Genomic DNA, 24,934 nt, shown 5'->3' on the forward strand with positions numbered 1-24,934 from the left:
CGCACTAGTCTCCGCCCGCCTTCCAACCGGACCTGCCCATGACCAAGCTCACGCCGCCCGTCGCCGCCAAGAAGCCCCACTTCGCGACCTATCACAATGATCGCCGCGATGATCCCTATCATTGGTTGCGCGCGCTCAACTGGCAGGAAGTGATGCAGAAGCCCGAGACGCTGGACCCGGAAATCCGCGCCTACTTGGACGCCGAAAACAGCTTCTACGAGAGCGAATTCGGCAAGCCAACTGCCGCGCTGCAGGAGGCGATCTACAAGGAAATTCGCGGCCGCATCAAAGAAGATGACAGCGGCATTGCCTCGCCCGATGGCCCCTTCGCCTATAATTCGCGCATGCTTGAGGGCAAGCAATACCCCCTGATCGTGCGCACCCCCCGCGATGGCGACGAAGAGACCATTCTGCTCGATTGCAATGTAGAAGCGGGCGACGGCTATTTCGGCTTTGCCGGCGCCGAGCATGATCGATCGCATCGCTATCTCGCCTGGGCCGCCGACCGCGCCGGCTCGGAATATTATGACATCGTCATCCGTGACCTGGATACCGGCGAAGACAGCGCCGAGATCATCAAGGAAACCGCTGGCTCCTATGTCTGGAGCAATGATTCCAACGCGCTCTACTACACCGAGTATGACGACAACCACCGCCCTTACCGGGTGCGCCTCCACACGATCGGCAGTGATCAGGCCAGCGACCCGATCATCTTCGAAGAAAAAGACCCTGGCTTTTTCGTCGGCGTCGGCCGCACCCAGTCCGACAAATTCATCGTCATCGACGCCCATGATCACCAGACCAGCGAATGCTGGCTGATCGATGCCGAACTGGGTGGTGCGCCGCGTCTCGTCGCCCCGCGTGTCACCGATCGGGAATATGACATCGAGGAGCGCGATGGCCTGCTCTACATCCGCACCAATGCCGACGGCGCCGAAGATTTCAAGGTCGTCACTGCTCCCGTCGACAATCCCGGCGCTGACAACTGGACCGATCTCATTCCCCACGAACAGGGCGTGCTGATCCTCGACACCATCGTGATCAAGAACCACTTGCTGCGCCTCGAACGCCACGAGGGCCTGCCGCGCATCGTGGTGCGCGACCTGCGCAGCCACAAGGAAGAGACCGTCAAATTCGACGAGGAAGCCTATTCGCTGGGCATGTCGGTCGGCTACGAGTTTGATACTTCGGTGTTCCGCCTCACCTATGCCTCGCCCACCACGCCCTCGCGCACCTTCGATGTGGATCTGGACACCGGCGCCCGCACCCTGCTCAAGGAGCAGGAAGTGCCCTCCGGCCACAACCCGGACGATTACGAAACCCGCCGCCTCTTCGCCACCGCGACTGATGGCGAGCAGGTGCCCGTCACGGTGCTCTATCGCAAGGGCACCAAGCTCGATGGCTCGGCCCCGGCTTTGCTCTATGGCTATGGCGCCTATGGCATGTCCATGCCGTCATCCTTCTCGATTTCGGCACTGTCGCTGGTCGATCGCGGCTTCATCCACGCCACGGCGCATATTCGCGGCGGCATGGAAAAGGGCTATCGCTGGTATGTCGGCGGCCGCCGCGAAAACAAGACCAACACGTTCACCGATTTCATCGCTTCGGCCGAAATGCTGATCGAAAAAGGCTATACGTCCAAGGGCCGCATCGTCGCCCAGGGCGGCTCGGCCGGCGGCATGCTGATGGGCGCCATCGCCAATCTGCGGCCGGATCTGTGGGGCGGCATTCTCGCCCAGGTGCCGTTTGTCGACGTGCTCAATACCATGCTGGACGAAACCCTGCCGCTCACCCCGCCCGAATGGCCAGAATGGGGCAATCCGCTGGCTTCGGCAGCCGATTACGCCCGCATCGCCGCCTATGCGCCCTATGAACAGGTCGCCGCGCACGACTATCCGCCGATCTTTGCACTGGCGGGCCTGACCGATCCGCGCGTCACCTATTGGGAGCCCGCCAAATGGGTGGCAAAGCTGCGCGCAACCAAGACGGGCAATGCCCCATTATACCTCAAGACCAATATGGGCGCCGGCCACGGCGGCGCTTCTGGTCGTTTCGATCGTCTCAAGGAAACCGCCGAGTGCTATGCTTTTGCGCTGAATGCGGTTGGATTGGAAGGCAGTTTCCCTGCCAACTGATTGTTGTGGCGTCATAATCGGCTTATACATTCCCTCGAACCTACCTCAGCGTCTAATCCCCAAAAGAAAACGGAGGCCTTCATGTCCACCAAGTTTACTCTGCCGCCCCTGCCCTATGCCTATGACGCACTGGGCCCCTACATGTCGGCCGAAACGCTTGAGTTCCACCACGACAAGCACCACCAGGCCTATGTGACCAACGGCGAAAAGCTGCTTGAGGGTTCGGGCCTCGAAATCCTGCCACTCGAAGACATCGTCAAGGAGGCCTATGGCAAGAATGCCGGCCTCTTCAACAATGCCGGCCAGCATTACAACCACGTGCATTTCTGGAACTGGATGAAGCCCAATGGCGGTGGCAACAAGCTGCCGGGCAAGCTGCAGGCGGCAATCGATTCCGATCTGGGCGGCTTTGACAAGTTCCGCGCCGATTTCATCGCCGCCGGCACCACCCAGTTCGGTTCGGGCTGGGCCTGGCTCGCGCTCAAGAACGGCAAGCTCGAAGTCACCAAGACCCCGAATGGCGAAAGCCCGCTGATCCATGGCGGCCACCCGCTTCTGGGCGTCGACGTGTGGGAGCATTCCTATTACATCGATTATCGCAATGCCCGCCCGAAATATCTCGAAGCCTGGTTCGACAACCTGGTCAATTGGGAACATGTCGAGTTGATGTTCGAAGAAGCCAAGTAAGGCTCCTTCGGAGGCAAAAGCCCGCCGAGCACCGCGCCGGCGGGCTTTTTCATGCCTGTGGATTTCCCCCTACGAATTATCCCATTTTGGAACCGGCCCCTACCGCTCCACGTTGCCGCATGTTAACGGATTGTTAACTTTGGGGTTTACTGCGTGACCGAGCCGGTAAAAGTCGTTGCCATCATTGCTGCGAATACCGCGCTCTCTTCGCTGCTGAGCATGGTGGTGGCCGGCGACACGCGGCTCAAGGTCCGCCAGTTTGATAATGAAGCGGCCCTACTCGCCTACATGCATCTGGCGCCCGTCGATATCCTGGTCTGCGATTTCGACCGCGAAGGCCGCCCCGCCTATGAAATGGTCGAGGCTATCCGCCTCAACACGGCCCTGGTTTCCCGCGACGTGCCCGTCATCGCGCTGACCCGCACCATTACCCCGCCCATGCGCCACCAGGCCATCAGCGCCGGCATTGATGAAGTCATCATCAAGCCAATGTCGCCGCGTCATCTACTGCAACGCGTGCAGTCACGCCTGCGCAATCGCAGCGTCGTGGGCATCCTGGGCGGTTATCGCGGCCCCGACCGCCGCAACCGCATTGCCACCGTCGTGCCACGTCCGGTACCAACCCGCCGCTCCACCGACAACGTCATCCCCCTCTTCCCCGACCGCCGCAAACCCCAGCATCCGGGACTTGAGGGCTGATCGCCGCATTGTCAGTCGGGCCCGGCGGATGAGCGCCCTACCGCTCCACCAACCGGCTAACCCGGCTCCACAAATCCTCAACCGAATCGGCAAACTGCACCACCCGGTCATGGCCCGGCAGGCCCGGTGACAGCACATCGGCGGCATAGCCGCGCATCACCTCATACGCCTTGTGCCGGTTGAGCATGACCACCGGGCAGTTCCGCCCCAGCGCGCGCGCCGCCGTCCACACGCCGAACAGGTTTGACACCGAGGCCAGCGACCCCGGCAACGCCACCAGCGCATCCGCCAATTGTGCCACCCGGCCAATGCGTTCCGCAGGTTCAGCGATCACCTCCATCGCCACCCCGGCCAAGGCCGAGGGCAAGACGATGCTGGCGTCAGCAATCAATTGCACAGTCCCGCCCGCAGCGCGGGCCGCCGTGATCAGCGGCACCGGGATGACGCCCTTTTCAACCAGGCAAATGATGCTCGCCCCGCGCCGGGCGAAATAGGTGCCCGTCTGGCTCATGAGGCTAGCGCGTTCAGCGTCGCCCGGCCCCTTGTCCGACGCAAAGACCGCTAGAACCGGCGCGGCGGCAGCAATATCGTTCATCATCACCGGCCGCGCTTGAGGCCGCCGAGAATGCCGCGCACCAGCGCGTTCCCCAGTCGATTGGCCACCGTGCGCGCCAGCGAATTCATCGCCGCTTCGGCCGGCGATTGCCGTGTCGAGGCACGCGTCGCCTTGGGTTCCTGGTAGGTGCGTTCCACCTTGGCCCGCTCGTCCTGCACCCGCTGCTGTTCCTCGGCCTGCTGCTTTTCCTGTGCCTTGCGCGCCAGCACTTCAAATGCCGAGTCGCGGTCGATCACCGTGTCGTATAGCCCGGCTACCGGCGAATTCGCGATGATGGCCCGGCGTTCCTCGGGCAGCAGCGGCCCGACCTGTGCCGAAGGCGGCCGGATCAGCGTGCGCCCCACCATGGAGGGCACGCCCTTGTCTTCCAGCAGCGACACCAGCGCCTCGCCAATACCCAATTGGGTGATCACTTCGGCCGTCGAAAAATCGGGATTGGGCCGGAACGTGTCGGCCGCCACGCGCACCGCCTTCTGCTCGCGCGGCGTATAGGCCCGCAAGGCGTGCTGCACGCGGTTGGACAATTGCGCCAGCACCGTCTCGGGAATGTCGACCGGGTTCTGCGTCACGAAATAGACGCCAACGCCCTTGGAGCGCACCAGCCGCACCACCTGTTCTACCTTGTCGACCAGCACCTTGGGCGCATCGTCAAACAGCAGGTGGGCCTCGTCGAAAAAGAATACCAGCTTGGGCTTGGCCGGATCGCCGACTTCCGGCAGCGCCTCGAACAGTTCGCTCAGCATCCACAACAGGAAGGTGGCGTAAAGGCGCGGCGCCCGCATCAGCTCGTCCGCCGCCAGGATCGAAATGAAGCCCTTGCCATCGCGGTCGGTCCGCATCAGGTCCTGGATATCGAGCGCCCGTTCGCCGAAGAAATTCTCTGCCCCCTGCTGTTCCAGCACCAGCAAAGCGCGCTGGATCGAGCCAATGGAGGCCGTCGAAACATTGCCATAGCGGGTCGAGATTTCCTTGGCCCGCTCTTGCAGGTCGACCAGCAACGCGCGCAAATCCTTCAGGTCGAGCAGCAGCAGCCCTTCATCATCGGCCACCTTGAAGGCGATGTTGAGCACGCCTTCCTGCGTATCGTTCAGTTCCAGCATGCGGCTGAGCAGCAGCGCGCCCATCTCCGAAATGGTGGCACGAATCGGATGACCCTGTCGGCCGAACAGGTCCCAGAAGATCACCGGGAACACATCGTCCTTGTAATCGGTGAAGCCGATAGCCGCCGCTCGCTCGGTCTGCCAGCCCTGCGCCTTGCCCATTTTGCCGACGCCGGAGAGATCGCCCTTGATGTCAGCGGCAAACACCGGAACGCCCGCTGCCGAAAAACCCTCGGCCATCACCTGCAGTGTCACCGTCTTGCCGGTACCGGTCGCCCCGGTCACCAGACCATGCCGGTTGCCGTATTTGAGCGCCAGATATTCAGGATGCGTGCTTTGGCCGAGATAAATCTTGTCGTCGAGCAGCATGTCGCATCCCCTTCATGTTCCCAAGCCTTATAGCCGCCCGCCGCGCACGCGGACAAGCCAAAGGCTGATAATCATAACTTGGGAAACGCTTCGCCCCGTCGGCCGCCCTCCTGTACTTTGGCTGCAGCAAGTGGGGGATAGCGCATGGCCGGGATTTCATTGCTCAACCGTCGTCAGGCGCTGGCTGGCATCGCCATGGCCAGCCTTGCCGTCACCGCCGCCCAAGCCGCGGCCCCGCTCAATGCCGAGGATTTCGGCGTCATCGCCGCCTTGCCCGATGACCAGAGCAAGGCCATGCAGGCCGCGCTCGATGCCGCTGCGGCCCAGGGCGCCACGTTGCTCCTGCCCGCCGGTGCGATTTTTGTCCGCGACCTGCAATTGCCCAGCCAGGTGAGCATTGAGGGCGTGCCCGGCGCCACCCAGCTCACAACCTGGAATGGCGGCCGCATTGCCCAGGCGCGCAATGTATCGAACCTCGTGCTGCGCGATATCGGCTTTGATGCCCGCAATACCGGCACGATCGACGGCGACGCCCTGCTCGACGTCACCGGCAGCCTCACCGTGACGCTCGAGCGCTGCAGCTTTGCGAACAGCCCCGCCAGCGCGCTGCGCATCACCGATTCGGCCGTCACCGTCACCAATTGCAATTTCGCCCGCCATGCCGACGCCGCCATTCACGCCACGGACAGCCGCGGCCTGCTGATTACCGGCAATTCCATCAGCGACTGCGGCAATGCCGGCATCCGCATCTGGCGCAGCGCTTCCGGCCCCGATGGCTCCATCATCACCGGCAACCGCATCGCCAAGGTCGATTGGCGCGGCGGCGGCAATGGCCAGAACGGCAATGGCATCAATGTCTTCCGGGCCGACGAGGTGATCGTGGCCGATAACCACATCGCCGATTGCGCCTTCTCCGCCATTCGCCTCAACGCCACCAATAATAGCCAGGTCTCGGGCAATATGTGCCTGCGCTCGGGCGAGGTCGCCATCTTCTCCGAGTTCGGATTCTCAGGCTCGGTCATCGCCAACAATATCGTGGATGGCGCCGCCGGCGGCATTTCCATGACCAATCTGGATAGCGGCGGCCATCTCGCCGTGTGCAGCGGCAACATCGTGCGCAACATCACCCCGCTTTCGCTGGTCAATCCCGACACCCGCCCCTATGGCATCGCGGCACAGGCCGACGCTGCCGTCACCGGCAACACCGTCCAGAACGTGCCCGGCGTCGCCATTTCCGCCGGCTACGGCCCCTTCCTGCGCAATGTGATGATTTCGGGCAATGTGGTTTCCACCGCCAATATCGGCATCGCCGTCAGCGTGGTCGACGGCGCCGGCCCGGTCCACATCGCCAACAATCTCATTTCCAACGCCCGCGACCACGCCGTTGTCGGTATGGCCTGGCGCGACATCGTCGAACCCGACCTCATCACCAATGCCAATCGCTTTGCCAATGTTACCGTCGGCAGCGTGACAGTGGGGAAAACGCCGCAGAGTTAAGCGACCAGCGTCCGCAGCACTCCGACATCTGCCCCGCGCACGCTTTTGATCACCTGCCCGGCAAACTTCTCCAGCACCGCCTTCTGCTCCGCATCCGGCTCGGCAAATTTCAGCAGCAGTCCCGCCAGCATGGCCTGCGACGCTGCCGGATTGCCATCGTCGCATTTGATGGCATAGCCCCAGCCCTTGTTGCGAATGGCGCCGCATTGCACGCCTTCGGCGCCGATCTTCTGCATCACGCGGCCCTTGAACGCCGCCATGATCAGCGTATCGGCATGCCCCGTTCCCGCTACGAGATGCGGATGCGCCGTCGCCGCATCAAACAGCCGCCGCGCCGCCAAGCCAAGTTCGGGCGATAGTCCTTCGCCCGTCGCCATGCGGGCAAAGCCATAGGCAAAAGCCCGTAGCGGTGCCGCGAAAGTCGGGATGGAACAGCCATCCGTGCCGCATTTGTCCTCGGTCAGTTCCTCTCCGATCACCGCCTCGACCGCCGCCCGCACCGCCTTTTGCACCGCATGCTCGCGCCCGACATAGCCCGCGGTCGGCACGCCCATGGCCAAAGCCACGCTCAGCATGCCCGAATGCTTGCCCGAGCAATTATTGTGCAGCGCACTCGGCTCCGCGCCCGTTGCCCGCAAGGCGTCGCGCGCCGCCGGATTGGTTGGCGCATGTGCCCCGCATTCCAGATCCGCCACCGACAGACCAAGCCGGCTCAACAGCCCTCTAGCCGTCGCCACATGGTCATCCTCGCCGTGATGCGACGCGCAGGCCAACGCCAATTCTTCGCTCGTGTGGTGGAATTTTTCTTCGGCATGGCGCGCAAAAATCGGCAGCGCCTGCATGGATTTGATGGCCGAGCGCGGAAAGATCGCCCGCTCGATATCGCCCGCTGAAGCGATGACTCTGCCGCTGGCATCGACCACCGCATAGGCGCCGCGGAACCGGTTTTCGACCCAGTTGCCCCGCACGGTCTCGGCAAGAATGGGATTGGCGTCCATCACAAAAAAACTCCGGTCCAGGCTGTCTTCACGAACAGCGCAGGACCGGAAAAGTCAACATGGCATGGGTAGGAGGCAGCACGAAAACTTTGGAAAATCAGATGTCCCAATCGTGGACCACGGTGAGGAATTTCGAGTTCACCCAACCGCGCGTGTCCTGGGAATCGACCAGGCACCAATCGGCGCCGGCCTTGGCCTTGATACAGCGCTCGACCCAGACATGGCTGCCGGGCTCGAAGGCGCCGACCTGCTGGGAATAGGAGGCTGGCCATTTGCGCACATTGAGCTGGTCCCAATGGGCGACGCCGCTCACCTTGGCCAATTGGTCAACCTGATAGCCGGCGGCCATGGCGGGCTGCACGGCGAAGGCGCCCGCCGCGGTGATTACCAGGCCGCAGAGCGCGGCGACCAAAACCTTTTCCTGATTCTTGTTCATCTGCGTTGTCCCTCGGCAGAGTTGCGTTGTTGTCGAGGACTATGCCGCCATCGCTTTGAACCGCGCCTGAGTCAGCCATTCAGAAAGTGTTCATCTTGGCGGCGCTGGCGCGGCGTGCCAGACTTGGCGCAACAAAAGAGGAGAGCAATCAATGACCAAGGTTCTGGTAACCGGCGGCAGCGGCAAATTGGGCCGCGCCGTGCTGCGCGATCTGGTGGCGCATGGCTATGAGGTGCTCAATATCGACCAGCAGGCGCTCCCCGAGCCGATCTGCCCGACGGTTCGGATCGACCTCACCAATTTCGGCGAAGTCGCCGCCGCCATTCTGGGCGGGGTGGACGAGCGCAAGGGGCCGTTCGACGCCGTGGTGCATCTGGCCGCCATTCCGGCGCCGGGCCTGGCCGCCAATGCCCGCACCTTCGCCAACAACGTCACCACCAGCTACAATGTGTTCGAGGCCTGCCGCCTGGCCGACATCAAGAATGTGGTGTTTGCCTCGAGCGAAACCGTACTGGGCCTGCCCTTCGACACCCCCCCGCCATATGCCCCGGTCGATGAAGACTATTTCCCGCGCCCGGAAAGCGCCTATTCACTGGGCAAGCTGCTCGACGAAACCATGGCCGCCCAATATTGCCGCTGGGACCCGTCGCTGCGCATGGTGGGCCTGCGCTTTTCCAACGTCATGTATCCGGAAGACTATAAGGCCTTCCCCAAATTCGACGCCGATCCGCGCAGCCGCAAATGGAACCTATGGGGCTATATCGACGCCCGCGACGGCGCCCAGGCCGTCCGCCGCTCCATCCAGGCCGATTTCACCGGCTTTGAAGCCTTCATCATCGCCAATGCCGACACTGTCATGAGCCGCTCCAACATGTCGCTCCTGGCCGAAGTGTTCCCCAATGTGGAGCAAAAGGGCAATATCGCCACCAACAGCACCTTGCTGAGTATTGAAAAAGCCAAACGGTTTTTGGGGTATTCCCCGCAGTTTAGTTGGCGGAACGAGGTGTGAGGCAGATCACGCCATGATCATCGTCCTGAACGGTTATCCGGGCGTCGGAAAACTCACCATCGGCCGGGAACTCACATCGATGATTTCCGGCCGCCTGCTCGACATTCACAGTGTCTACAACATCGCCTTCGCCCTGACCGAGTTCAAATCGCCGGAATTCATGAAGACGATCGAAAAGATCGAAGCAATCGCCCATGACCTGATCCGAGCGCTGCCGGCCGAAGTTCCCGTTGTGCTCACGACAGTCCTCGCCGGCAGTAGCGACTGGGGCGACGCAGAATGGCAGCGGATCGTGCGGCTTGGCCATGAGCGGCCACCACTGCTCGTTGTTCACGTTCACTGCGATCTGGACGAAAACATCCGCCGTATCGAGGCACCGGGCCGTGGTGCGAAGAGGAAGCCACAGGACGCGGACATGGCACGCCGAAACCATGCAGGCGCTCAGCCGCTGGCAGGTACAGACGAAACCAACCTGCTACGACTCGACGTGACCGACCTCTCCCCAACCGAGGCCGCATCGGCAATCGCGGCCTGGGCTCAAAAAGCCCCGACTTGAGCACCTGCCTTCCCACCCACCGCATCTCCCTCGGGCTTCACCCGAGGGCCACTCCCAACACGGCACAAACGACGATCGATCCTCGGGTCAAGCCCGAGGAAGGCGCGGTGATGGGGCAAGATTCAGAGACCACAACTGGTCCCTCTCCACCCACGACGTCATTGGAGCTAAGCGTCAAAGCCCAGCCTTGATCATCTCCCGAATCTTTACCGCTTTCTCGAAGTGATCCAGAGCGTGGGTTTTGATCCACCACTCGGCGGCCTCCATCAGCAGTTGCGGATCATCGTTCCGATTGGCAAAAAATGCATAGAATGAGAGGCCAACGCCCGGCCCCTTCTTGGCGATCTTGTCTTCGCAAACCGATATCGCTTTCGCCCTCAAGCTGGCCCTCATCTACCCACCGCAATATGCCCAATCCCCTTGGCCGCAATCTCCGCAAAGCTCTCCTCATACCCCGCATCGGCATAGCGCATCACCCCCAACGCCGTATCATTGGTCAACGCATGCTCCAGCCGCTCATCGCCGCCCGGCGTGCCATCGGCCACCACGGTCACCCCAGCCGAGGTCATATAGCCCGCGTAACCCCCACCGCCCGAATGCACCACGACCAGATCGGCCATGGACGAGCACAGCAGCATCGCGTCCAGCAGCGGCCAATCGGCGATAGCGTCCGAGCCATCCTTCATCCGCTCGGTCATGATATTGGGATGCGCCATCGCCCCCGCATCCAGATGATCCCGGCTGAACGCCACCGGCCCGCTAAGCGTGCCATCACCCACCATGGCATTGACCGCCCGCGCCAGCGCCGTCCGCTCACCATGCCCCAGCCAGGCAATGCGCGCCGGCAGCCCCTCGAACGGCACATGCTGGCGCGCCAGCGCGATCCAATTGGTCACGATTCTGTTGTCGGGGAACATTTCGAGCAACTTGTCGTCGATCTTCCGAATGTCCTCGGGGTCGCCCGACAGCGCCATCCAGCGGAACGGCCCGATGGCGCGCGCAAATAGCGGCCGCAGATAAGCCTCGGTGAAAATCTTGATATCAAAGGCATTCTCCACACCGCCCGCCTTGGCGTGGGTGCGGATCAGATTGCCATTGTCGAACACTTCGCTGCCGGCCGCCTGAAACGCCAGCATGGCCCGCACATGATCGACAATCGAAGCCCGGCTCGCCGCCATCAGCTGCCCCGGTCCCTCCACCCGCAGACGCTTGACCTCCTCCAGCGACATCCCCTTAGGCACATAGCCATAGACCAGGTCATGCGCCGAGGTCTGATCGGTCACGATATCCGGGACAATGCCTCGCCGCGCGATTTCGGGATAAATCTCAGCCGCATTGCCGACCAGCCCAATCGAGGTCGCCCGCTTCTCCGCCACCGCCTTGTCCATCATCGCCAGCGCCGTATCGAGGTCCGGCGCAATCTCTTCGAGATAGCCGATTTCCTTCCGCTTTTTTGCGCGTTCAGCATCGATGTCCACACAGAGAATGGCGGCTCCCGCCATGCGCCCGGCCAGCGGCTGCGCCCCGCCCATGCCGCCCAGCCCCGCCGTCAGAATGAACCGTCCGGCCAGATCGCCGCCAAAACGGTTCTCGGCAATGCGCATGAAAATCTCATAGGTGCCCTGGATGACGCCCTGGCTGCCGATATATTGCCAGGCTCCCGCCGTCAGCCCGCCCCAGCAGATCAGCCCCTTTTTCTCCAGCTCATAGAACACCTCGGCCTTGGCCCATTGCCCCACAATGTTGCAATTGGCCATGATCACCAGCGGCGCCTTGGCGTGGGTTTTTAAAAGCCCAATCGGCTTGCCCGATTGGATGATCAGCGTCTGATCCTCATCCATTTTCAGCAGCGTTTCGACAATCGCCTTATGGCTCGCCCAATTGCGCGCCGCTTTGCCGAGCGCTGCATAAACGATCAGCTCATCGGGATTTTCCCCCACGCTCAGCACATTCTCGAGCAGCCGCAGCAAAGCCTCCTGCCGCCACCCCTTGGCGCGCAATTCGGGGCCGCCGGGAATGGGAAAGTTGGGATGGCGGGGATTGGGTGTGGGCATGGCTGCGTTTCCAGTAGACCTCATCCTGAGCCTGTCGAAGGACGAGGTCGTGGCACCTCGGCAGGCGACCTCGTGGTTCGACAAGCTCACCATGAGGTCTTCGGTGAGCTTGGGAGAGTTACAATTTCGGCGGCAGTGTCCGCACAAACGCCACTGCCGCCTCGAGCAGTTGCCGCCGCAAGTCGTCATCGGCGCAGGTATCGAGCCCCGCCCGCACCCAGCCGCTCATCTGCCGACCCGACATGATCATCGGCGCGACGTCGTCCAGTTCCAGCGCCCATGCATCATTGTCCTTGCCCAGCCGCACCATCAGCCCCACATCGCGGGCGCCGCACAGCATGTGGCCATCGAGCAGCCAGACCAGCCCGCCGAACATCGGCTTCTCGCTCAGCCCCGGCCGATCGCCCAAGTCCTCGCGCACCAATTCCTCAAGCCCAGGATCGCGTGCCATGGCTCAGCCCTTGGCCCCATCCAACGCATAGCGCGCCAGTTCGATCCCCATGGCCTTTTCGACCGATGGATAAACCGTTGGATCAAGTACGGACGAGCTGAGCGGAATGACCTTCTTGGGCACATGCAGCACGAAAATCTGCATGCCCTCCTGCAATTGCCCCACGCTCAGCGGTTCGCCCTCGGGGGAGAGCGTCGTGATCACATCGGGGAACGTGGCGATGCGCGCGCCGTCGCGGCCGTCCACCGCCATATATTCGTTCATCACATGCAGCACCGAACCATCCGACAGCGTCACCGCGCCAATATCGAAGGCCTCCTTGGTGTAGAGCACCGCCTTCTTGATGATCTTGCCCTCGACCAGAATGCTGCCGCCTGTGGTCTTGGCGATGGTGTCGATCACCGCCGTGCCGCCCTTGCCCTCGGCTGCAATGATTGCCTCGCCCAATTTCAGCGCCAGCGAAATGCCCCCCAGGGCCGCGTGTTTCCTCACATAGCTGGCCCGCACCGGATTGCGGCACGAAGCGATAAACCCGCCCGACATGTCCGAGGCCGTGCGCAAAATCGGCGACACCTTGGCCGTCGCGCCTTTGACCACCAATTCGATATAGCGGTTCTCGCTGCGATTACCGCCCACCGCCGTCTGGATCATCGGCTCGGGCGATCCCGCCAGCCCGATACTGCCCATGTCGCCCGTCGGATGCGCCCGCACATCGCCCACCGCGTCGACAACCTTGGTGCCCAGAATGGCCGATGGCAGCCAGCCATTCAGCGTCGAGGATTTCCCATTCTGCCCGATCATCAACCCGCTGAGCTTTTCCCCCAACGCGTCCTGCAGCATGGACACCGCCTTGATGTAATCCACCCCCTGCATTTCCCAGGGCGTGGTTGAAGCCGGCGCGCCGATGGCCGCGGCCGTTGCCACCCAGTCATTGGCATCCAGCTCGTGAATGCTCACTAGTTCGGGCTTGCCGACGCTCACCGCCGCATAGCCCAGCATGCGTCCATGATCGGCCCAGCCGCCACCGCCGGCGGCATAGACGGAGCCGCCTTTGACAGCCGCCTCGACGTCTTTTTCAGTCAGAATCCGGCCCATTATTCTGTCTCCTGCAATTGCTTGTCGAGCGCGATCACGGCATCCAGCAAAACCTGGGCGCCCAGCGCGATATCTTCCGTGCTCGCAAATTCATCCGGCGCATGGCTGCGGCCATCCACGCAGGGCACGAAGATCATCGCCGCCTTGGTGATCCGCGCCATCCAGGCCGTGTCATGCCCCGCCCCCGACGCCATCCGCCGATGCCGCGCGCCCGCGCTTTCGCAGGCCGCGCCCAGCACAGCTAGCAGATCAGGGTCGCAAGGCGTCGGCTGATTGTCCGAAACAATGCGCGGCGCCTGCACGCTCACACCGGTCTTTTCGGCAATCGCCGCAACACCGCGTTCCAGTTCATCAATGAACCGCTCCATATCATCGCGCAGTTCCGCCCGCGCATCGATCAGCATGCGCACCCGCGCCGGCACCACATTGGCCGCATTGGGCGTCATTTCGAATTCACCCACCGTGGCGGCAAAATGGGTATCGCCCGCCGCCAGCGCCTTGCCCAATTCCTCGACCCCCAGCGCAATCCAGGCCGCCGTGGTCAGTGCATCCTTGCGGGCGGACATCGGCGTCGTCCCGGCATGGTCCGCCCTGCCCTCGACGACAATCTCGATCCGCGTAATCCCGGCAATCGCCGTTACTAAGCCCACATCAAGCTGCTCGTTCTGCAACACCGGCCCCTGCTCGATATGCAGTTCCAGAAACGCCTTGATATCGTCGCGCTGCGCCAGTGCATGGGGCACCCCGCCCACCTTGGTGATGGCCCGTTCCAGCGTCACCCCATCATGCGTGCGCGCCAGCCATTCAGCCGGCCGTGTGCCGCTCATGCCCCGGCTGCCAATGCAGGACACGCCAAAAATCGAGACTTCCTCAGCCAGAAAATCCACCACTTCAAGCGTGTGATCGAGCACCACGCCCTGGTCCCGCAGCGCCCGCGCCACCTCGAGTGCTACCACCACCCCGGCAATGCCGTCGAACCGCCCACCATCGGGCACGGTATCGGAATGGCTGCCGATCATGATCGAACCCAGCTCTGGGCGTCCCCCCCCACAACGAACCCAGCTCTGGGCGTTTCCCCGGCACGACACCCACAAGATTGCCCGCCGCATCGATCTGGCTGACTGCGCCGGCCTCTTGCATGGCGTGTTCCAGCCAGGCACGCCCTTCCAGAAACATCGGGGTGAAAGCCCGCCGCGTCCAAGGGCGATCCGGCTCGGTGATGGCGGCGAGAGCATCGATATCGGCGGCGATACGGTCGGCGCGGATGGGGGCATTGGGGATCACCGCGAAAGCCCTTCCGGCCGAACAAACCGCCCCGTCCCAGGCTCGGCCACCTTCACCCCATCAAACACCTGCCGCCCGCGCAGATATGTCAACCCCACAGTCCACGGCAGCTCAATCCCATTATACGGCGACCAGCCCACCACATTGTGCCCACTCTCCGCCGCGTCATAAATCTTGGGCCGCTCGAACAGCACCGCGATATCGGCATCCTTGCCCGCACTCAGCACGCCTTTGCGCCCCAGCCGGAAATGCCGCGCCGGGTTCTCCGCCATCAGCCGCGCCGCCCAGGTCAGGGAAATATCGCGTTCCAGCGCACCCTTGACGAAGAGCGGCACCATGACTTCGAGCCCCGGCACGCCCGAGGCATTGGCCAGCATGTCGGGATTGGTCTTGCGGTTTTCCGACCAGCTCACATGGTCGGTAGAGACCAGCGTGACATTGCCCGCCCGCACATGCTCCCAGAGCTTTTCCACCTCCGCCCGCGAGCGGATCGGGGGATTGATCTTGGCCTTGCCGCCCAGCCGGGCAACGTCATGTTCTTCGTCCAGCGTCAGGTAATGAATGCAGCATTCAATGGTGGCATCGAACCCCTGATCGCGATAGCTGCGCGCAATCTCATAGCCCCGCCCCAACGAGCAATGCACGACATGCGCCGGGCACCCGGTCTGCGCCCCCGTCTCATAAATCTGCAGGCTAGCCAGCAATTCAGTCAGCGGCGGCCGGCTCAACCCATGCGCGCGATAATCGGTAATGCCAAGCGCCTTGACCTTCGCGATGGCCGCGCGCACCGCCTCGTCATCCTCATTATGCACGCCCGCCGTCAGCCCGGTCGGCGCAATGGCGGCAAAGCATTCCTCGAGCAGTGCCGGCGGAATGCGCGGGAACCGCACGGGGTCAGTGCCAAAAGTCGAAAACTTGAACGCGGCGACACCCGCCTCGACCTGTTCCAAAATCCGGCTGGCGCCCTCTTCCGGCTTGATCGTGCCATACAGCGCAAAATCCACCCTCGCCTGCGGGCTGGCATGCGCCACCTTCTGGCGCACCGCCTCGGCGGAGCTGACCAGATTGCCCTCGTCATAGGGCATGTCGACAATTGTGGTCACCCCGCCCGCCGCCGCCGAGCGCGTCGACCAGATGAAATCCTCCTGGTCCTTCTGGCTCAGCGAATGGGTCTGTGCATCGATCGCTCCGGGCAGGATCAGCGCCTTGCCTAGCTCGTGCCGCTCATGCGCCGCTGGCGCCACGCCCTCCCCCACATGCACGATTTTGCCATCGCGCACGGCCACATAGCCATTCTCGATAATGGTAGATGGCAGCACGACAGTGCCGGACAGAACGAGATCGAAATCGGACATTTTTTGCCTCTATTGTTCTAAGCCTACCGGGCCTCCCCTCTCCCCTTGAGGGAGAAGGTGGATGGCGCGCAGCGCCAGACGGGTGAGGGGTTGCCTCCACAAACTGGGCGCGTTGAGGGATCGCGGCCCCCTCATCCGCCCTTTCGGCGGAGAAGGAAGGCGGTGCACGGTCTTCACGCCGCCGCCCTCCCCAATTGCCCGGTCCGCGCCATCAGCACCCGCTCCAGCGCCGAGAGCGCGTCATAAATCAATACCGCCAGCACGCCCACGATCAGCCCACCCTGCAGCACAAAGGCGGTATTGTTGGACAAGAGCCCAGCGATGATCACCTCGCCCAGCGTCCTTGCCGCGACGGTCGAGCCGATGGTCGCGGTGGCCAGCGAAATCACCGTCGATAGCCGTATCCCCGCCAGGATCACTGGCAGCGCCAACGGTAGTTCGACCTTGATCAGCCGTTGCCAGCCGGTCATGCCCACGCCCTTGGCCGCATCGGTCACCGCCGGCGGCAGATTGGTCAGCCCGGTCAGCGTGTTCTCGAAAATCGGCAGCAGTCCATAAAGAAACAGCGCCACCAGCGTCGGGGCCGTGCCAAAGCCCAGCATGGGCACAGCCAGCGCCAGCACCGCCACCGGCGGAAAGGTCTGCCCGATATTGGCGAGCGAGCGCGACAGCGGCAAAAACTCCGCCCCGAAAGGCCGTGTCACCACAATGGCCAGCCCCACCGCCACAATAGTCGCGGCCAATGTCGCCGTCGCCACGATGGCCAGGTGGTTCAGCGTCAGGTCGAGCAGGCCACCCTGATTGTAAATCGCCGGCTGCCCGTTCTTGGTGAACAGCTCGAAAAACCCGGCAAAGGTCTCCGGCCGGACGAGGAACACGACCAGCACCAGCAGCGCAAAAATTCTGATCAACAGCCCGGTCTTCATTGCGGTCGCGCCGCCAGCTTGGCCAATTGGGCTAGCGTGACCTGGCCCACAATCTGCCCATCGCGCCGCACCGGCAGCGCGGGCCGGCCCGACCACAGCAATTCGGCATAGGCATCGCGCAGCGAGGCCCCGGCCTCCACCGGCTCGCCAGCGGCTTCCCCCGCCTCGATATGATCCGCCACCTTGGCCAGCGACAGCAGCCGGAATGGCCGCTCGCTGGTGCCGATCAATTCGGCCACAAAGGGCGTTGCCGGATTGGCGATGATTTCGGCGGGCTTGGCAAATTGCAGCAGCTTGCCCTTGTCCATCACCGCGATCTTGTCGCCTAGATGGATCGCCTCTTCCATGTCGTGCGTCACCAGCACAATCGTGGTGCCGAACTTGCGCTGGATGGCGAGCAGGTCCTCCTGCGCCTTGGCGCGGATCACCGGGTCGAGCGCGCCATAGGGCTCGTCCATCAGTAGGATATTGGGCTCAGCCGCCAGCGCCCGCGCCACGCCCACACGCTGTTGCTGCCCGCCCGAAAGCTCATTGGGCAGCCGGTCGCGGAACTGGGCGGGATCAAGCTGAAACAGGCTGAGCAATTCATCGACCCGCGCGGCGGTCTTCTTTTTGTCCCAGCCGAGCAGCTTGGGTACCGTCGCCACATTCTGCCCCACCGTACGATGCGGAAACAGCCCATGCCCCTGAATGGCATAGCCAATCCGCCGCCGCAGCTCATAGGCCGGCACATTGCTGATATCCTCGCCATCGATACGAATGGACCCCGAAGTCTGCGTCACCAGCTTGTTGATCATCCGCATCAGCGTGGTCTTGCCGGAACCCGACGTGCCCACAATGACGCAAATGCTGCGGGGGTCGATGGTCATGGTGACCTGATCGACCACCGCCGTTTCGCCATAGACCTTGGTGATGTCGTCGATTTCGATCATGCGCTGCGCCCTCCGCGAGACGTCATTTCCACCAAGGCGTCGAGCACCACTGCCGCGGCAAAGGCTAAAGCCACCGTCGGCACTGCCCCCAACAGCACCAGGTCCATTGCCGTCTGCCCAATGCCTTGGAACACGAAGACGCCAAAGCCGCCGCCCCCGATCAGCGCGGCGATGGTGGCCAGCCCGATATTCTGCACCAGCACGATGCGAATGCCGGTCAGGATGACCGGAAAAGCCAGCGGCAATTCCACCGCAAACAGGCGCTGCGAGCCGGTCATCCCCATGCCCTTGGCCGCATCGACCGCGGCCGGCGACACGCTTTGCAGCCCCACCACAGTGTTGGACACGATGGGCAGCAGCGAATAGGCGAACAGCGCCACCATGGCCGGCGCCACGCCAATACCCGAAATGCCGATGGCCGACGCGCCCGGAATATTGGCCGCCACCCACGCCAAGGGGGCGATCAGCAGGCCGAACAGGGCAATGGACGGAATAGTCTGCACAATATTGAGCACATTGAGTACCGCCGCCCGCAGCGGCTTGACCTTGTAGCAAAGAATGCCGACCGGCACGCCCACGATGGTGGCAATCGCCACCGAGCCAAAGGCCAGCCCCAGATGCGTGCGCGCCTCCTGCCAGAAAGCCGGCGCGCGGGTGGCATATTCCTTGAGCATGGAAAGATCATTCCACGCCCCGCTCCACAGCAGCGCACCAATCGCCAGCGCGACCACCAGCAGGATAGTCAGTCGCACCCATGGCCTGAACCGCAGCCGCGTCAGTGCGTCAGCCACCATCAGCGCAAAGCCAAACACCAAAAGCCAGAACCCGGCCCCGGGCGACACCCGCGCAAACGTATTATCCGGCGGCGTCAGATAGCTCCCCGACCAGCCGATCAGAATGGCCAGCACACCAAGCACGACAAACCCGGCGATCAGTTTGACCAGCGTCGGAAAGCGCAGCAGCGCGACAATGAAACCGGCCAGCAGCACACAAATGAGCACACCCGATGGCAAAGCCGGCAATGCATCGAGCAGCGAACGTGGCTCGCCCAGCACGATGCGATTGGCCCGGAACAAGGCAAACGGCAAAGCCGCCCCTGCTGCCGCGATTAACGCGATCAGCACGCCCAGCTTGTCGAGCGCCAACCAGGTAGGGCGGCTCGCTATCGAAGATGTTTCGGCGATGCTCATGCTGGCTCCAACTCTGCGCGATGTGGAGAGGCTTGCGATAGTCGGAGAGCCCCGATGCAATCCCCTCCCCCTTGAGGGGAGGGCTAGGGTGGGGGTGCTGCGGTCCCAACATGCTCGATGCCGTTGGAGGGTTCAGCACCCCCACCCTCAATCCCTCCCCTCAAGGGGGAGGGAGGCAGATCGCGGCTCACTGGGTGGGGGTATCGACGCCCCACCCCCATCAGTCATCAATCCAGAAAGCCGCCCTTGGTCAGGTAGTCCGTCGCGACAGCCGAAGCCGCCTCGCCGCCAACCTGTACGCGGCCATTGAGGTCCTGCAGCACTTCGAGCGTCAGCCCGGCAAACACCGGCTTGAGCAGCTCTTCGATCTGCGGATATTCGGTCAGCACGGCCTCGCGGATGATCGGGGCGGGCTGGTAAACCGGCTGCACGCCCTTGTCGTCCTCAAGCACTTTGAGGCCCGAGGGCGCGATGCCGCCATCCGTGCCATAGACCATGGCGGCATTGACGCCGTTGGTCTGCTGCGCGGCAGCAGCAATGGTCGCCGCCGTATCGCCACCCGACAGCGTCACCAGCTGGTCGGGCTTCAGCGTGAAGCCATAAACTTCCTGGAACTTGGGCAAAGCTGCCGGCGAGTTCACGAACTCGGCCGATGCGGCGAGTTTGACCTGCCCGCCACCCGCAACCCAGGCGCCGAATTCGCTGAACGTCACCAGCTTATTGGCGTCTGCCACGTCGGCACGCAGGGCCACGGCCCAGGTATTGTTGGCCGGCGAAGGGGTCAGCCAGACGATCTTGTTGGCGTCGTAATCGAGCTTGGCCGCCTCGGCATAGGCGCTTTCGGCATTGTTCCAGAGCGGATCATCGGCCTTGTCGAAGAAGAAGGCCGCATTGCCGGTATATTCGGGATAGATGTCGATTTCGCCGGCCGTGATCGCCTCGCGCACGATTGGCGTGCCGCCGAGCTGGATGCGGTCGGTGACCGGGATGTCATTGGCTTCAAGCACCTGCTTGATGATGTTGCCAAGCACCCCGCCCTCGGTGTCGATCTTGGAGGAAACGACGACCTGGGCATTGGCTGATGTCACCGAGATGGCGAGCGCAGCGACGGCGCTGAGAAGCGTGGATTTGAGGCGCATTGGTTTCTCCGTTTTCTCCGGGCTGTCGGGCCCGGCTGTCCCTAACCTAACGTCTTGGTAGAATTGAGCGAGGCCGCAAATTCTAGGTAATGGGCCCCAGTGCGAAAAACTCGTCCAACTCCATAATCGCCGAGTGAGAAATTAGTTCGTTCATCAACTCGTCGGAGGCCAATGCATGCTCGATGGCCTCCACCTCGGCCGATAGCGGGCGGTCCTGCCAATATGTGTCAGCATGCCGGCGTACCAGCGAATAGATGATGCCCGGAACATTGCCGGGATTGTCGTCCGAAATATCCATGGCCTGCGCCGCCAGCATGGCCTCAAGCGCCGCCAACCGCCGCAAAGCCAGCACCTGCCGCTCCAGCCGCTCGACGACCAGCGGCAGAAAGGTGGCTTCATCCTCAATGCCGCCGGCCACCACCATGGAATTGGCCGAGATCGGATTGGTCATGGTCAGCACGCGCGCAAACAGCTCGCCCGCCAGCTTGATGATCGGCCCGAACCCCGTAGCAATAGCGCCCGGCTGCACCAGGTTGACCGGCAGACCCCGCCGCTGGCCATTGCCCAGCAGCACGCAGCGATTGAACGAATTGCGCGCGATATGGGCCAGCCCCAATTGCGCGGTCTGCAAAAACACCGTGACATCAAGTGGGAGCGAGCCACCCGAGGTGATCACCTGTCCGCCCGCCACCACCGGATTGTCATCCGTCCGTCCGGTCGCCGCCAGCAAGATCTTGCCCGCCGCCACCAGCGTCTCATAGCCGGTCGCAAACACCTGACTCATCATGCGCAGGCTGAGCGGATCCTGGATATGGGTGGCATCGGGCCAGTCCCAGCCCTTGGCGTTGAAATAGAGCCAGGCGCCAATTCCCGCCTCGCGCTCAGTGCCGACATGGGCCACCGCCTTCCACGGATCGCGCGAGGCGCCCAGCGCCCCCGCCGTGGTCAGTCCCGTCGCCAGCATCACGCGCACGGCAGCGGCAGCATCGCGGATCGCGGCGGCGGCGGCCGCATAACCCACGGCATTGGTCGAAATCGACGCCAGGCTATCGCGCGGCGCCAGCCGGAACGGCTTGAGTCCCGCTGCCGACAGCGCGGTCTCCGCCGGCTGGCGGTGGCCATCGAACATGGCCTCGCCCGCCCCCGTCAGCACCGCCCCGATCTGCCCCATCAGCCCGATATCGGCGCAACCGATCGATCCCGTGCGCCGCACCACCGGCACCACATCGGCCGAGAGCAGCGCCAGATAGGCCTCCACCAGATCGGTGGTGCAGCCCACCCGTCCGGTCAGCGCCATATTGACGCGAATAGCCATGGCCGTGCGCACGATCGGATTGGAAAACGCCTCGCCCGTGCCGAAGTGATGCGCCCGCACCAGTCCTAGATTGAAGGCGTCGAGCTGGTCGGGCGTCCACTCCACATCCTTCATGGCCCCAACGCCCGTGGTCGAGCCATAAACCGGTTGCCCCGCCGCAATGGCCTGCTCGACCACTTCGCGCGCCGCCGCCACCCGCATCATGGCATCGGGATCGGCCACCAGCCGCGCCTTGCGCGCGCCGATCCGGGCAAGATCGGCAAAGCTCAGCGGCTTGCCGCTCAGGGTAATGGGAAGGCCGCTTATGCTCATTGCCAGTTCGTTCATAAGCAGCACGCTATTGGATCGCACGCAGGGATGGGATATCCCAAATACTGAACAGGCTATGCGGTTTTTCTAAGCATGGACCGGGCCTGCTCAGATGGTGGGCACATGGATACGGCAAGCCTGATCGCGATGGACCTGGTGCTGCGCACGCGCAGCCTGCGCGGCGCGGCACGCACATTGAACCGCCCCGTCTCCACTATTGCTGCGGCCATCGCCAGGGTCGAGGCGGAAATCTCGGTGCGGCTGGTAGAAAAGGCCGGGTCGGGCCTCGTCGCCAGTCTCGAAGCCATTCGGCTGGAGCCTGAAATCGCCGCTGCCGCCCAGCTAGCCCGCCAGATCACCGGGGATCGCCCCATCAAGTTCGAAGCGCTGGAGCGGTTCGGGCAAGTGGTGGCGCAGGGCAGCATTCGCCGTGCCGCCCGCGCCCTGGGCATGGGTCAGCCGCAATTGACCCGCCAGGTCACCCATCTCGAAGCCCTTCTCGGCGTCTCGCTTCTCGTACGCGGCAGCGTCGGCTCCTCAGTCACAGAGCAAGGCGCCGTCTTGGCCGCCACCGCCGAAAACCTGCTAACCGCTTGGCGAAACATCTCTCGCGCTGCCGAAGAGCGTTTCCGCAAATCCGCCGCCACCGCCCGGCTGGGCTCGATCATCCCCCTTGGCTATGAAAGCGAGATCGCCCGGCTCCTCGCCAACCTCGCCGCCCGCTGGCTCGACGAGCGCCCCCGCGCCCCGCTCTTTGTCAGCTCCACCACGGCCGAGGACCTATTGGCCGGCCTCAAGAAAGGCCTGTTCGACGCCGCGTTTCTCGATATCGATCACCTCCCCGCCGATCTCGATGGCCGCATTGTCAGCACCACGCCCCTCGCCGTGGTCAGCACCCAGCCCGCCGGCAGCATTGCCGATGCGCTGCTCTTGAGCCCGCTGGCCGTGCCCAGCGCCCGCAGTGGGCTGCGCCAGCGTATCAACCGCATTCTAGATGACCATCTGAGCGACACCGAGCGCAGCGCCATCCGCCTCATCGAGATCGACTCGATCCCGGTCATTCTCAATCTGGTGCTGCATCACGGTTTCGTCTCGGTGCTGCCGCAGGCCTCCGTTGCCCGCATTCGCGGCGATCTGACGCAAATGCCGCTGCCGGCCCGCTATGACATGGCCTTTCAGCTCTGCTGGCCGCGCGGCAATGCCACAATTGCCCAGGCAATCCTCTCCACCATCGACCGAACCGCGCCCGAAAGTCTCATTGCCAATAGCGGTGAACGCGCTACTCATCGCCAGGATCAATCGACAGTCAGCTGAGTGTCGATTGGTCCCGAATGGAGCCTCCGACCGTGCAGACACAGCTGACCGACCACCCGTATCGCACTGCCATCATGGACGAGGTGCATGCGCGCCCCGTCGAGATTATCGAAGCGGAATGCCGCATTCGCCGGCTGGTCTTTGTCATGCCGTCCGAAGCCGGCGCCATGATGCGCGTATTTCACCGCTTCGAGCAATTCTGCCGCGATGCTGGTGTCGCCGTGCCCGGCCCATCGAGCCGCCAGCATGGTTTTGACCGCGACAACCGGCACATTACCTGGGAATTCCACACCGAATTCGTCACCATCACCTGGCGCAGTGCCCTCAAGGACAAGCAGAACTATCCCGACGGCATTGGCCTAGCTGCCATCGAGGATGGCCTACTGATCGGCGCCACCCGCATTGACGTCATTGCCGACAAGACCGTGCCCGAAGCCCTGCTGCCCGCCTTCTCGCTGCCAAGCCTGTGCGTCGCCGACGTTGAAAGCGGCAAGGCGCAGGTCGCGACCGATTTCGTGCCCGATGCCGACAAGTTCACCCGCTTCGAATTTGCCGCCGGTGGCCTTTCGGTCCTGCGCCGCTCGATCATCATCCGGCGCCTATTGGAAGTGGAAACCTACCGCACCATGGCCCTGCTCGCTCTGCCGCTGGCCCGCGAAGTCTCCCCCAGCCTGCGCGCCACCGAGATCGAGCTGACCGCTTTGATGGAGAGCCTCTCGGAAGCCACGACGTCCGAGACCGTGCAGACCGCGCTCACCGCGCTCGACGCCCTTTCGGTCCGCTCGGGCCAACTCTCCGAGCGGCTGGGCTATCGCTTTGCCGCCTGCCACGCCTATGGCGATATCCTGCGCACGCGCCTCGCCGGCCTGCGCGAAAGCTCGACTGCTTTCGGCTCCAGCCTCACTCACTATATCGGCAATCGGGTCGATCCGGGCCTTGCCACCTGCGCCGCCATGGAAAAGCGGCTTTCCGTCCTCTCTAGCAAGATCGAGCGCGCCATCAGCCTGCTCAATGTCCGCATCGGCGTGGACATGCAGCAGCAGAACAACGCCGTGCTCGACAATATCGCCCAGACCGCCCGCAGCCAGTTCTACCTGCAGCGCACGGTGGAAGGCCTGTCCACCATCGCCATCAGCTATTACCTGCTCGGCATTTTGAGCTATATGCTGGCCGGCCCCCTGGAAGAGTTCCACTTCAACAAAGTCATGACCCTCTCCATCGCCGCCCCCTTCGTAGTCCTCGCCGTCTGGCTCATGGCCCGCAGCGTGCGGAAAGCCCACACCGTTAAGTGATCAATTAAGCGTTGTGGCGGGACCCGGCTAATACTAAAGTGATCACTTAACCGGAGTGATCACCATGGCCCGTTATCTGATGCAGTTACTGGAAGCCCGCAAGCGGATGTGGGTTGAAAGACTGGAGCGCCTAGCCGCCTATCTGGCGAAGAATTAGCCCCCTCATCCGCCCTTCG

At 63.1% G+C, this 24,934-nt stretch carries 21 protein-coding genes and 2 pseudogenes; 8 read left to right on the plus strand and 15 right to left on the minus strand.

What is annotated here, in order from left to right:
• The first annotated feature begins 38 nt into the window (after positions 1 to 38).
• The 3 genes from N8A98_RS02770 to N8A98_RS02780 all read left to right on the plus strand — a co-directional run bounded on the left by N8A98_RS02770 (position 39) and on the right by N8A98_RS02780 (position 3,521).
• Entirely contained in the window at positions 39 to 2,135 is a 2,097-nt protein-coding gene (locus N8A98_RS02770; protein ID WP_262168960.1) for a S9 family peptidase, read from the plus strand.
• An 81-nt stretch (positions 2,136 to 2,216) separates the two neighbouring features.
• Positions 2,217 to 2,822: a superoxide dismutase gene (locus N8A98_RS02775; protein ID WP_262168962.1), complete on the plus strand. Its 606-nt coding sequence runs from the start codon at positions 2,217 to 2,219 to the stop codon at positions 2,820 to 2,822.
• A 153-nt stretch (positions 2,823 to 2,975) separates the two neighbouring features.
• Entirely contained in the window at positions 2,976 to 3,521 is a 546-nt protein-coding gene (locus N8A98_RS02780; RefSeq protein WP_262168964.1) for a response regulator, read from the plus strand.
• Between the two features lie 37 nt (positions 3,522 to 3,558).
• Here N8A98_RS02780 and N8A98_RS02785 read toward each other — a convergent pair whose 3' ends face one another.
• The gene (locus N8A98_RS02785) at positions 3,559 to 4,119 is read right to left on the minus strand and encodes an LOG family protein (protein WP_262168965.1); all 561 of its coding nucleotides are present in this window, start codon (positions 4,117 to 4,119) and stop codon (positions 3,559 to 3,561) included.
• A complete protein-coding gene (locus N8A98_RS02790; protein WP_262168967.1) occupies positions 4,119 to 5,606 on the minus strand; it encodes a helicase HerA-like domain-containing protein in 1,488 nt (495 codons plus the stop codon). The genes N8A98_RS02785 and N8A98_RS02790 overlap by 1 nt, the downstream gene beginning before the upstream one ends.
• Before the next feature lie 144 nt (positions 5,607 to 5,750).
• Between N8A98_RS02790 and N8A98_RS02795 the strand changes: the two genes are divergently transcribed.
• Entirely contained in the window at positions 5,751 to 7,103 is a 1,353-nt protein-coding gene (locus N8A98_RS02795; protein ID WP_262168968.1) for a TIGR03808 family TAT-translocated repetitive protein, read from the plus strand.
• Here N8A98_RS02795 and N8A98_RS02800 read toward each other — a convergent pair.
• Both N8A98_RS02800 and N8A98_RS02805 read right to left on the minus strand, forming a co-directional pair.
• Complete coding sequence (locus N8A98_RS02800) at positions 7,100 to 8,101, minus strand: asparaginase (RefSeq protein WP_262168970.1); 1,002 nt, start codon at positions 8,099 to 8,101, stop codon at positions 7,100 to 7,102. The two genes, N8A98_RS02795 and N8A98_RS02800, sit on opposite strands and share 4 nt — an antisense overlap.
• A 97-nt stretch (positions 8,102 to 8,198) precedes the next feature.
• A complete protein-coding gene (locus N8A98_RS02805) occupies positions 8,199 to 8,537 on the minus strand; it encodes an SH3 domain-containing protein (RefSeq protein ID WP_113122722.1) in 339 nt (112 codons plus the stop codon).
• A 151-nt stretch (positions 8,538 to 8,688) separates the two neighbouring features.
• Between N8A98_RS02805 and N8A98_RS02810 the strand changes: the two genes are divergently transcribed.
• Positions 8,689 to 9,546: an NAD-dependent epimerase/dehydratase family protein gene (locus N8A98_RS02810; protein ID WP_262168972.1), complete on the plus strand. Its 858-nt coding sequence runs from the start codon at positions 8,689 to 8,691 to the stop codon at positions 9,544 to 9,546.
• Between the two features lie 13 nt (positions 9,547 to 9,559).
• Complete coding sequence (locus N8A98_RS02815; protein ID WP_262168975.1) at positions 9,560 to 10,102, plus strand: ATP-binding protein; 543 nt, start codon at positions 9,560 to 9,562, stop codon at positions 10,100 to 10,102.
• 174 nt (positions 10,103 to 10,276) lie between these two features.
• Here N8A98_RS02815 and N8A98_RS02820 read toward each other — a convergent pair whose 3' ends face one another.
• The 11 genes and pseudogenes from N8A98_RS02820 to N8A98_RS02870 form a co-directional block, all read right to left on the minus strand.
• Positions 10,277 to 10,495: a DUF6500 family protein gene (locus tag N8A98_RS02820; protein ID WP_262168977.1), complete on the minus strand. Its 219-nt coding sequence runs from the start codon at positions 10,493 to 10,495 to the stop codon at positions 10,277 to 10,279.
• Positions 10,492 to 12,156 carry a thiourocanate hydratase gene (locus N8A98_RS02825; protein ID WP_262168980.1) on the minus strand — a complete coding sequence of 555 codons (1,665 nt, stop codon included), beginning with the start codon at positions 12,154 to 12,156 and terminating at the stop codon, positions 10,492 to 10,494. Before N8A98_RS02825 ends, N8A98_RS02820 begins: the two co-directional genes overlap by 4 nt.
• 118 nt (positions 12,157 to 12,274) lie before the next feature.
• Entirely contained in the window at positions 12,275 to 12,607 is a 333-nt protein-coding gene (locus N8A98_RS02830) for a TfoX/Sxy family protein (RefSeq protein WP_262168981.1), read from the minus strand.
• Positions 12,608 to 12,610: 3 nt separating this feature from the next.
• The gene (locus N8A98_RS02835; RefSeq protein WP_262168984.1) at positions 12,611 to 13,702 is read right to left on the minus strand and encodes a thiohydantoin desulfurase; all 1,092 of its coding nucleotides are present in this window, start codon (positions 13,700 to 13,702) and stop codon (positions 12,611 to 12,613) included.
• Positions 13,702 to 14,986: pseudogene (locus tag N8A98_RS02840) on the minus strand (Zn-dependent hydrolase). Before N8A98_RS02840 ends, N8A98_RS02835 begins: the two are co-directional and overlap by 1 nt.
• Positions 14,983 to 16,341 carry a hydantoin-5-propionate amidohydrolase gene (locus N8A98_RS02845; RefSeq protein WP_262168985.1) on the minus strand — a complete coding sequence of 453 codons (1,359 nt, stop codon included), beginning with the start codon at positions 16,339 to 16,341 and terminating at the stop codon, positions 14,983 to 14,985. The pseudogene N8A98_RS02840 and the gene N8A98_RS02845 overlap by 4 nt, the downstream one beginning before the upstream one ends.
• 173 nt (positions 16,342 to 16,514) lie before the next feature.
• The gene (locus N8A98_RS02850) at positions 16,515 to 17,267 is read right to left on the minus strand and encodes an ABC transporter permease (RefSeq protein ID WP_262168987.1); all 753 of its coding nucleotides are present in this window, start codon (positions 17,265 to 17,267) and stop codon (positions 16,515 to 16,517) included.
• Positions 17,264 to 18,199 carry an ABC transporter ATP-binding protein gene (locus tag N8A98_RS02855; RefSeq protein WP_262168989.1) on the minus strand — a complete coding sequence of 312 codons (936 nt, stop codon included), beginning with the start codon at positions 18,197 to 18,199 and terminating at the stop codon, positions 17,264 to 17,266. Before N8A98_RS02855 ends, N8A98_RS02850 begins: the two co-directional genes overlap by 4 nt.
• Complete coding sequence (locus tag N8A98_RS02860; protein WP_262168991.1) at positions 18,196 to 19,389, minus strand: ABC transporter permease; 1,194 nt, start codon at positions 19,387 to 19,389, stop codon at positions 18,196 to 18,198. Before N8A98_RS02860 ends, N8A98_RS02855 begins: the two co-directional genes overlap by 4 nt.
• A 227-nt stretch (positions 19,390 to 19,616) precedes the next feature.
• Positions 19,617 to 20,528 (minus strand): glycine betaine ABC transporter substrate-binding protein OsmF, encoded by a 912-nt coding sequence (gene osmF / locus N8A98_RS02865; RefSeq protein ID WP_262168993.1) that lies wholly within the window; start codon positions 20,526 to 20,528, stop codon positions 19,617 to 19,619.
• A gap of 82 nt (positions 20,529 to 20,610) precedes the next feature.
• Positions 20,611 to 22,156 (minus strand): annotated as a pseudogene (locus N8A98_RS02870) (aromatic amino acid ammonia-lyase); the annotation flags it as partial.
• Between the two features lie 119 nt (positions 22,157 to 22,275).
• Here N8A98_RS02870 and N8A98_RS02875 point away from each other — a divergent pair.
• Together N8A98_RS02875 and N8A98_RS02880 are read left to right on the plus strand one after the other, a co-directional pair.
• Positions 22,276 to 23,466, plus strand: coding sequence for a LysR family transcriptional regulator (locus N8A98_RS02875; protein ID WP_262168997.1), 1,191 nt, complete (start codon positions 22,276 to 22,278; stop codon positions 23,464 to 23,466).
• A gap of 32 nt (positions 23,467 to 23,498) precedes the next feature.
• A complete protein-coding gene (locus N8A98_RS02880) occupies positions 23,499 to 24,758 on the plus strand; it encodes a DUF3422 domain-containing protein (RefSeq protein WP_262168998.1) in 1,260 nt (419 codons plus the stop codon).
• Positions 24,759 to 24,934: the final 176 nt, after the last annotated feature.

This window comes from Devosia neptuniae (assembly GCF_025452235.1).
Classification (GTDB): domain Bacteria; phylum Pseudomonadota; class Alphaproteobacteria; order Rhizobiales; family Devosiaceae; genus Devosia.

What these genes read in the sequence shown, in the direction of transcription:
- N8A98_RS02825 (WP_262168980.1), bottom strand. Translation starts at nt 12,156, where the DNA reads ATGCCCACACCCAATCCCCGCCATCCCAACTTTCCCATTCCCGGCGGC.
- N8A98_RS02790 (WP_262168967.1), bottom strand. Translation starts at nt 5,606, where the DNA reads ATGCTGCTCGACGACAAGATTTATCTCGGCCAAAGCACGCATCCTGAA.
- osmF (WP_262168993.1), bottom strand. Translation starts at nt 20,528, where the DNA reads ATGCGCCTCAAATCCACGCTTCTCAGCGCCGTCGCTGCGCTCGCCATC.
- N8A98_RS02830 (WP_262168981.1), bottom strand. Translation starts at nt 12,607, where the DNA reads ATGGCACGCGATCCTGGGCTTGAGGAATTGGTGCGCGAGGACTTGGGC.
- N8A98_RS02855 (WP_262168989.1), bottom strand. Translation starts at nt 18,199, where the DNA reads ATGATCGAAATCGACGACATCACCAAGGTCTATGGCGAAACGGCGGTG.
- N8A98_RS02775 (WP_262168962.1), top strand. Translation starts at nt 2,217, where the DNA reads ATGTCCACCAAGTTTACTCTGCCGCCCCTGCCCTATGCCTATGACGCA.
- N8A98_RS02850 (WP_262168987.1), bottom strand. Translation starts at nt 17,267, where the DNA reads ATGAAGACCGGGCTGTTGATCAGAATTTTTGCGCTGCTGGTGCTGGTC.
- N8A98_RS02810 (WP_262168972.1), top strand. Translation starts at nt 8,689, where the DNA reads ATGACCAAGGTTCTGGTAACCGGCGGCAGCGGCAAATTGGGCCGCGCC.
- N8A98_RS02835 (WP_262168984.1), bottom strand. Translation starts at nt 13,702, where the DNA reads ATGGGCCGGATTCTGACTGAAAAAGACGTCGAGGCGGCTGTCAAAGGC.
- N8A98_RS02860 (WP_262168991.1), bottom strand. Translation starts at nt 19,389, where the DNA reads ATGAGCATCGCCGAAACATCTTCGATAGCGAGCCGCCCTACCTGGTTG.
- N8A98_RS02875 (WP_262168997.1), top strand. Translation starts at nt 22,276, where the DNA reads ATGGATACGGCAAGCCTGATCGCGATGGACCTGGTGCTGCGCACGCGC.
- N8A98_RS02820 (WP_262168977.1), bottom strand. Translation starts at nt 10,495, where the DNA reads ATGAGGGCCAGCTTGAGGGCGAAAGCGATATCGGTTTGCGAAGACAAG.
- N8A98_RS02845 (WP_262168985.1), bottom strand. Translation starts at nt 16,341, where the DNA reads ATGTCCGATTTCGATCTCGTTCTGTCCGGCACTGTCGTGCTGCCATCT.
- N8A98_RS02770 (WP_262168960.1), top strand. Translation starts at nt 39, where the DNA reads ATGACCAAGCTCACGCCGCCCGTCGCCGCCAAGAAGCCCCACTTCGCG.
- N8A98_RS02795 (WP_262168968.1), top strand. Translation starts at nt 5,751, where the DNA reads ATGGCCGGGATTTCATTGCTCAACCGTCGTCAGGCGCTGGCTGGCATC.
- N8A98_RS02805 (WP_113122722.1), bottom strand. Translation starts at nt 8,537, where the DNA reads ATGAACAAGAATCAGGAAAAGGTTTTGGTCGCCGCGCTCTGCGGCCTG.
- N8A98_RS02800 (WP_262168970.1), bottom strand. Translation starts at nt 8,101, where the DNA reads ATGGACGCCAATCCCATTCTTGCCGAGACCGTGCGGGGCAACTGGGTC.
- N8A98_RS02785 (WP_262168965.1), bottom strand. Translation starts at nt 4,119, where the DNA reads ATGATGAACGATATTGCTGCCGCCGCGCCGGTTCTAGCGGTCTTTGCG.
- N8A98_RS02815 (WP_262168975.1), top strand. Translation starts at nt 9,560, where the DNA reads ATGATCATCGTCCTGAACGGTTATCCGGGCGTCGGAAAACTCACCATC.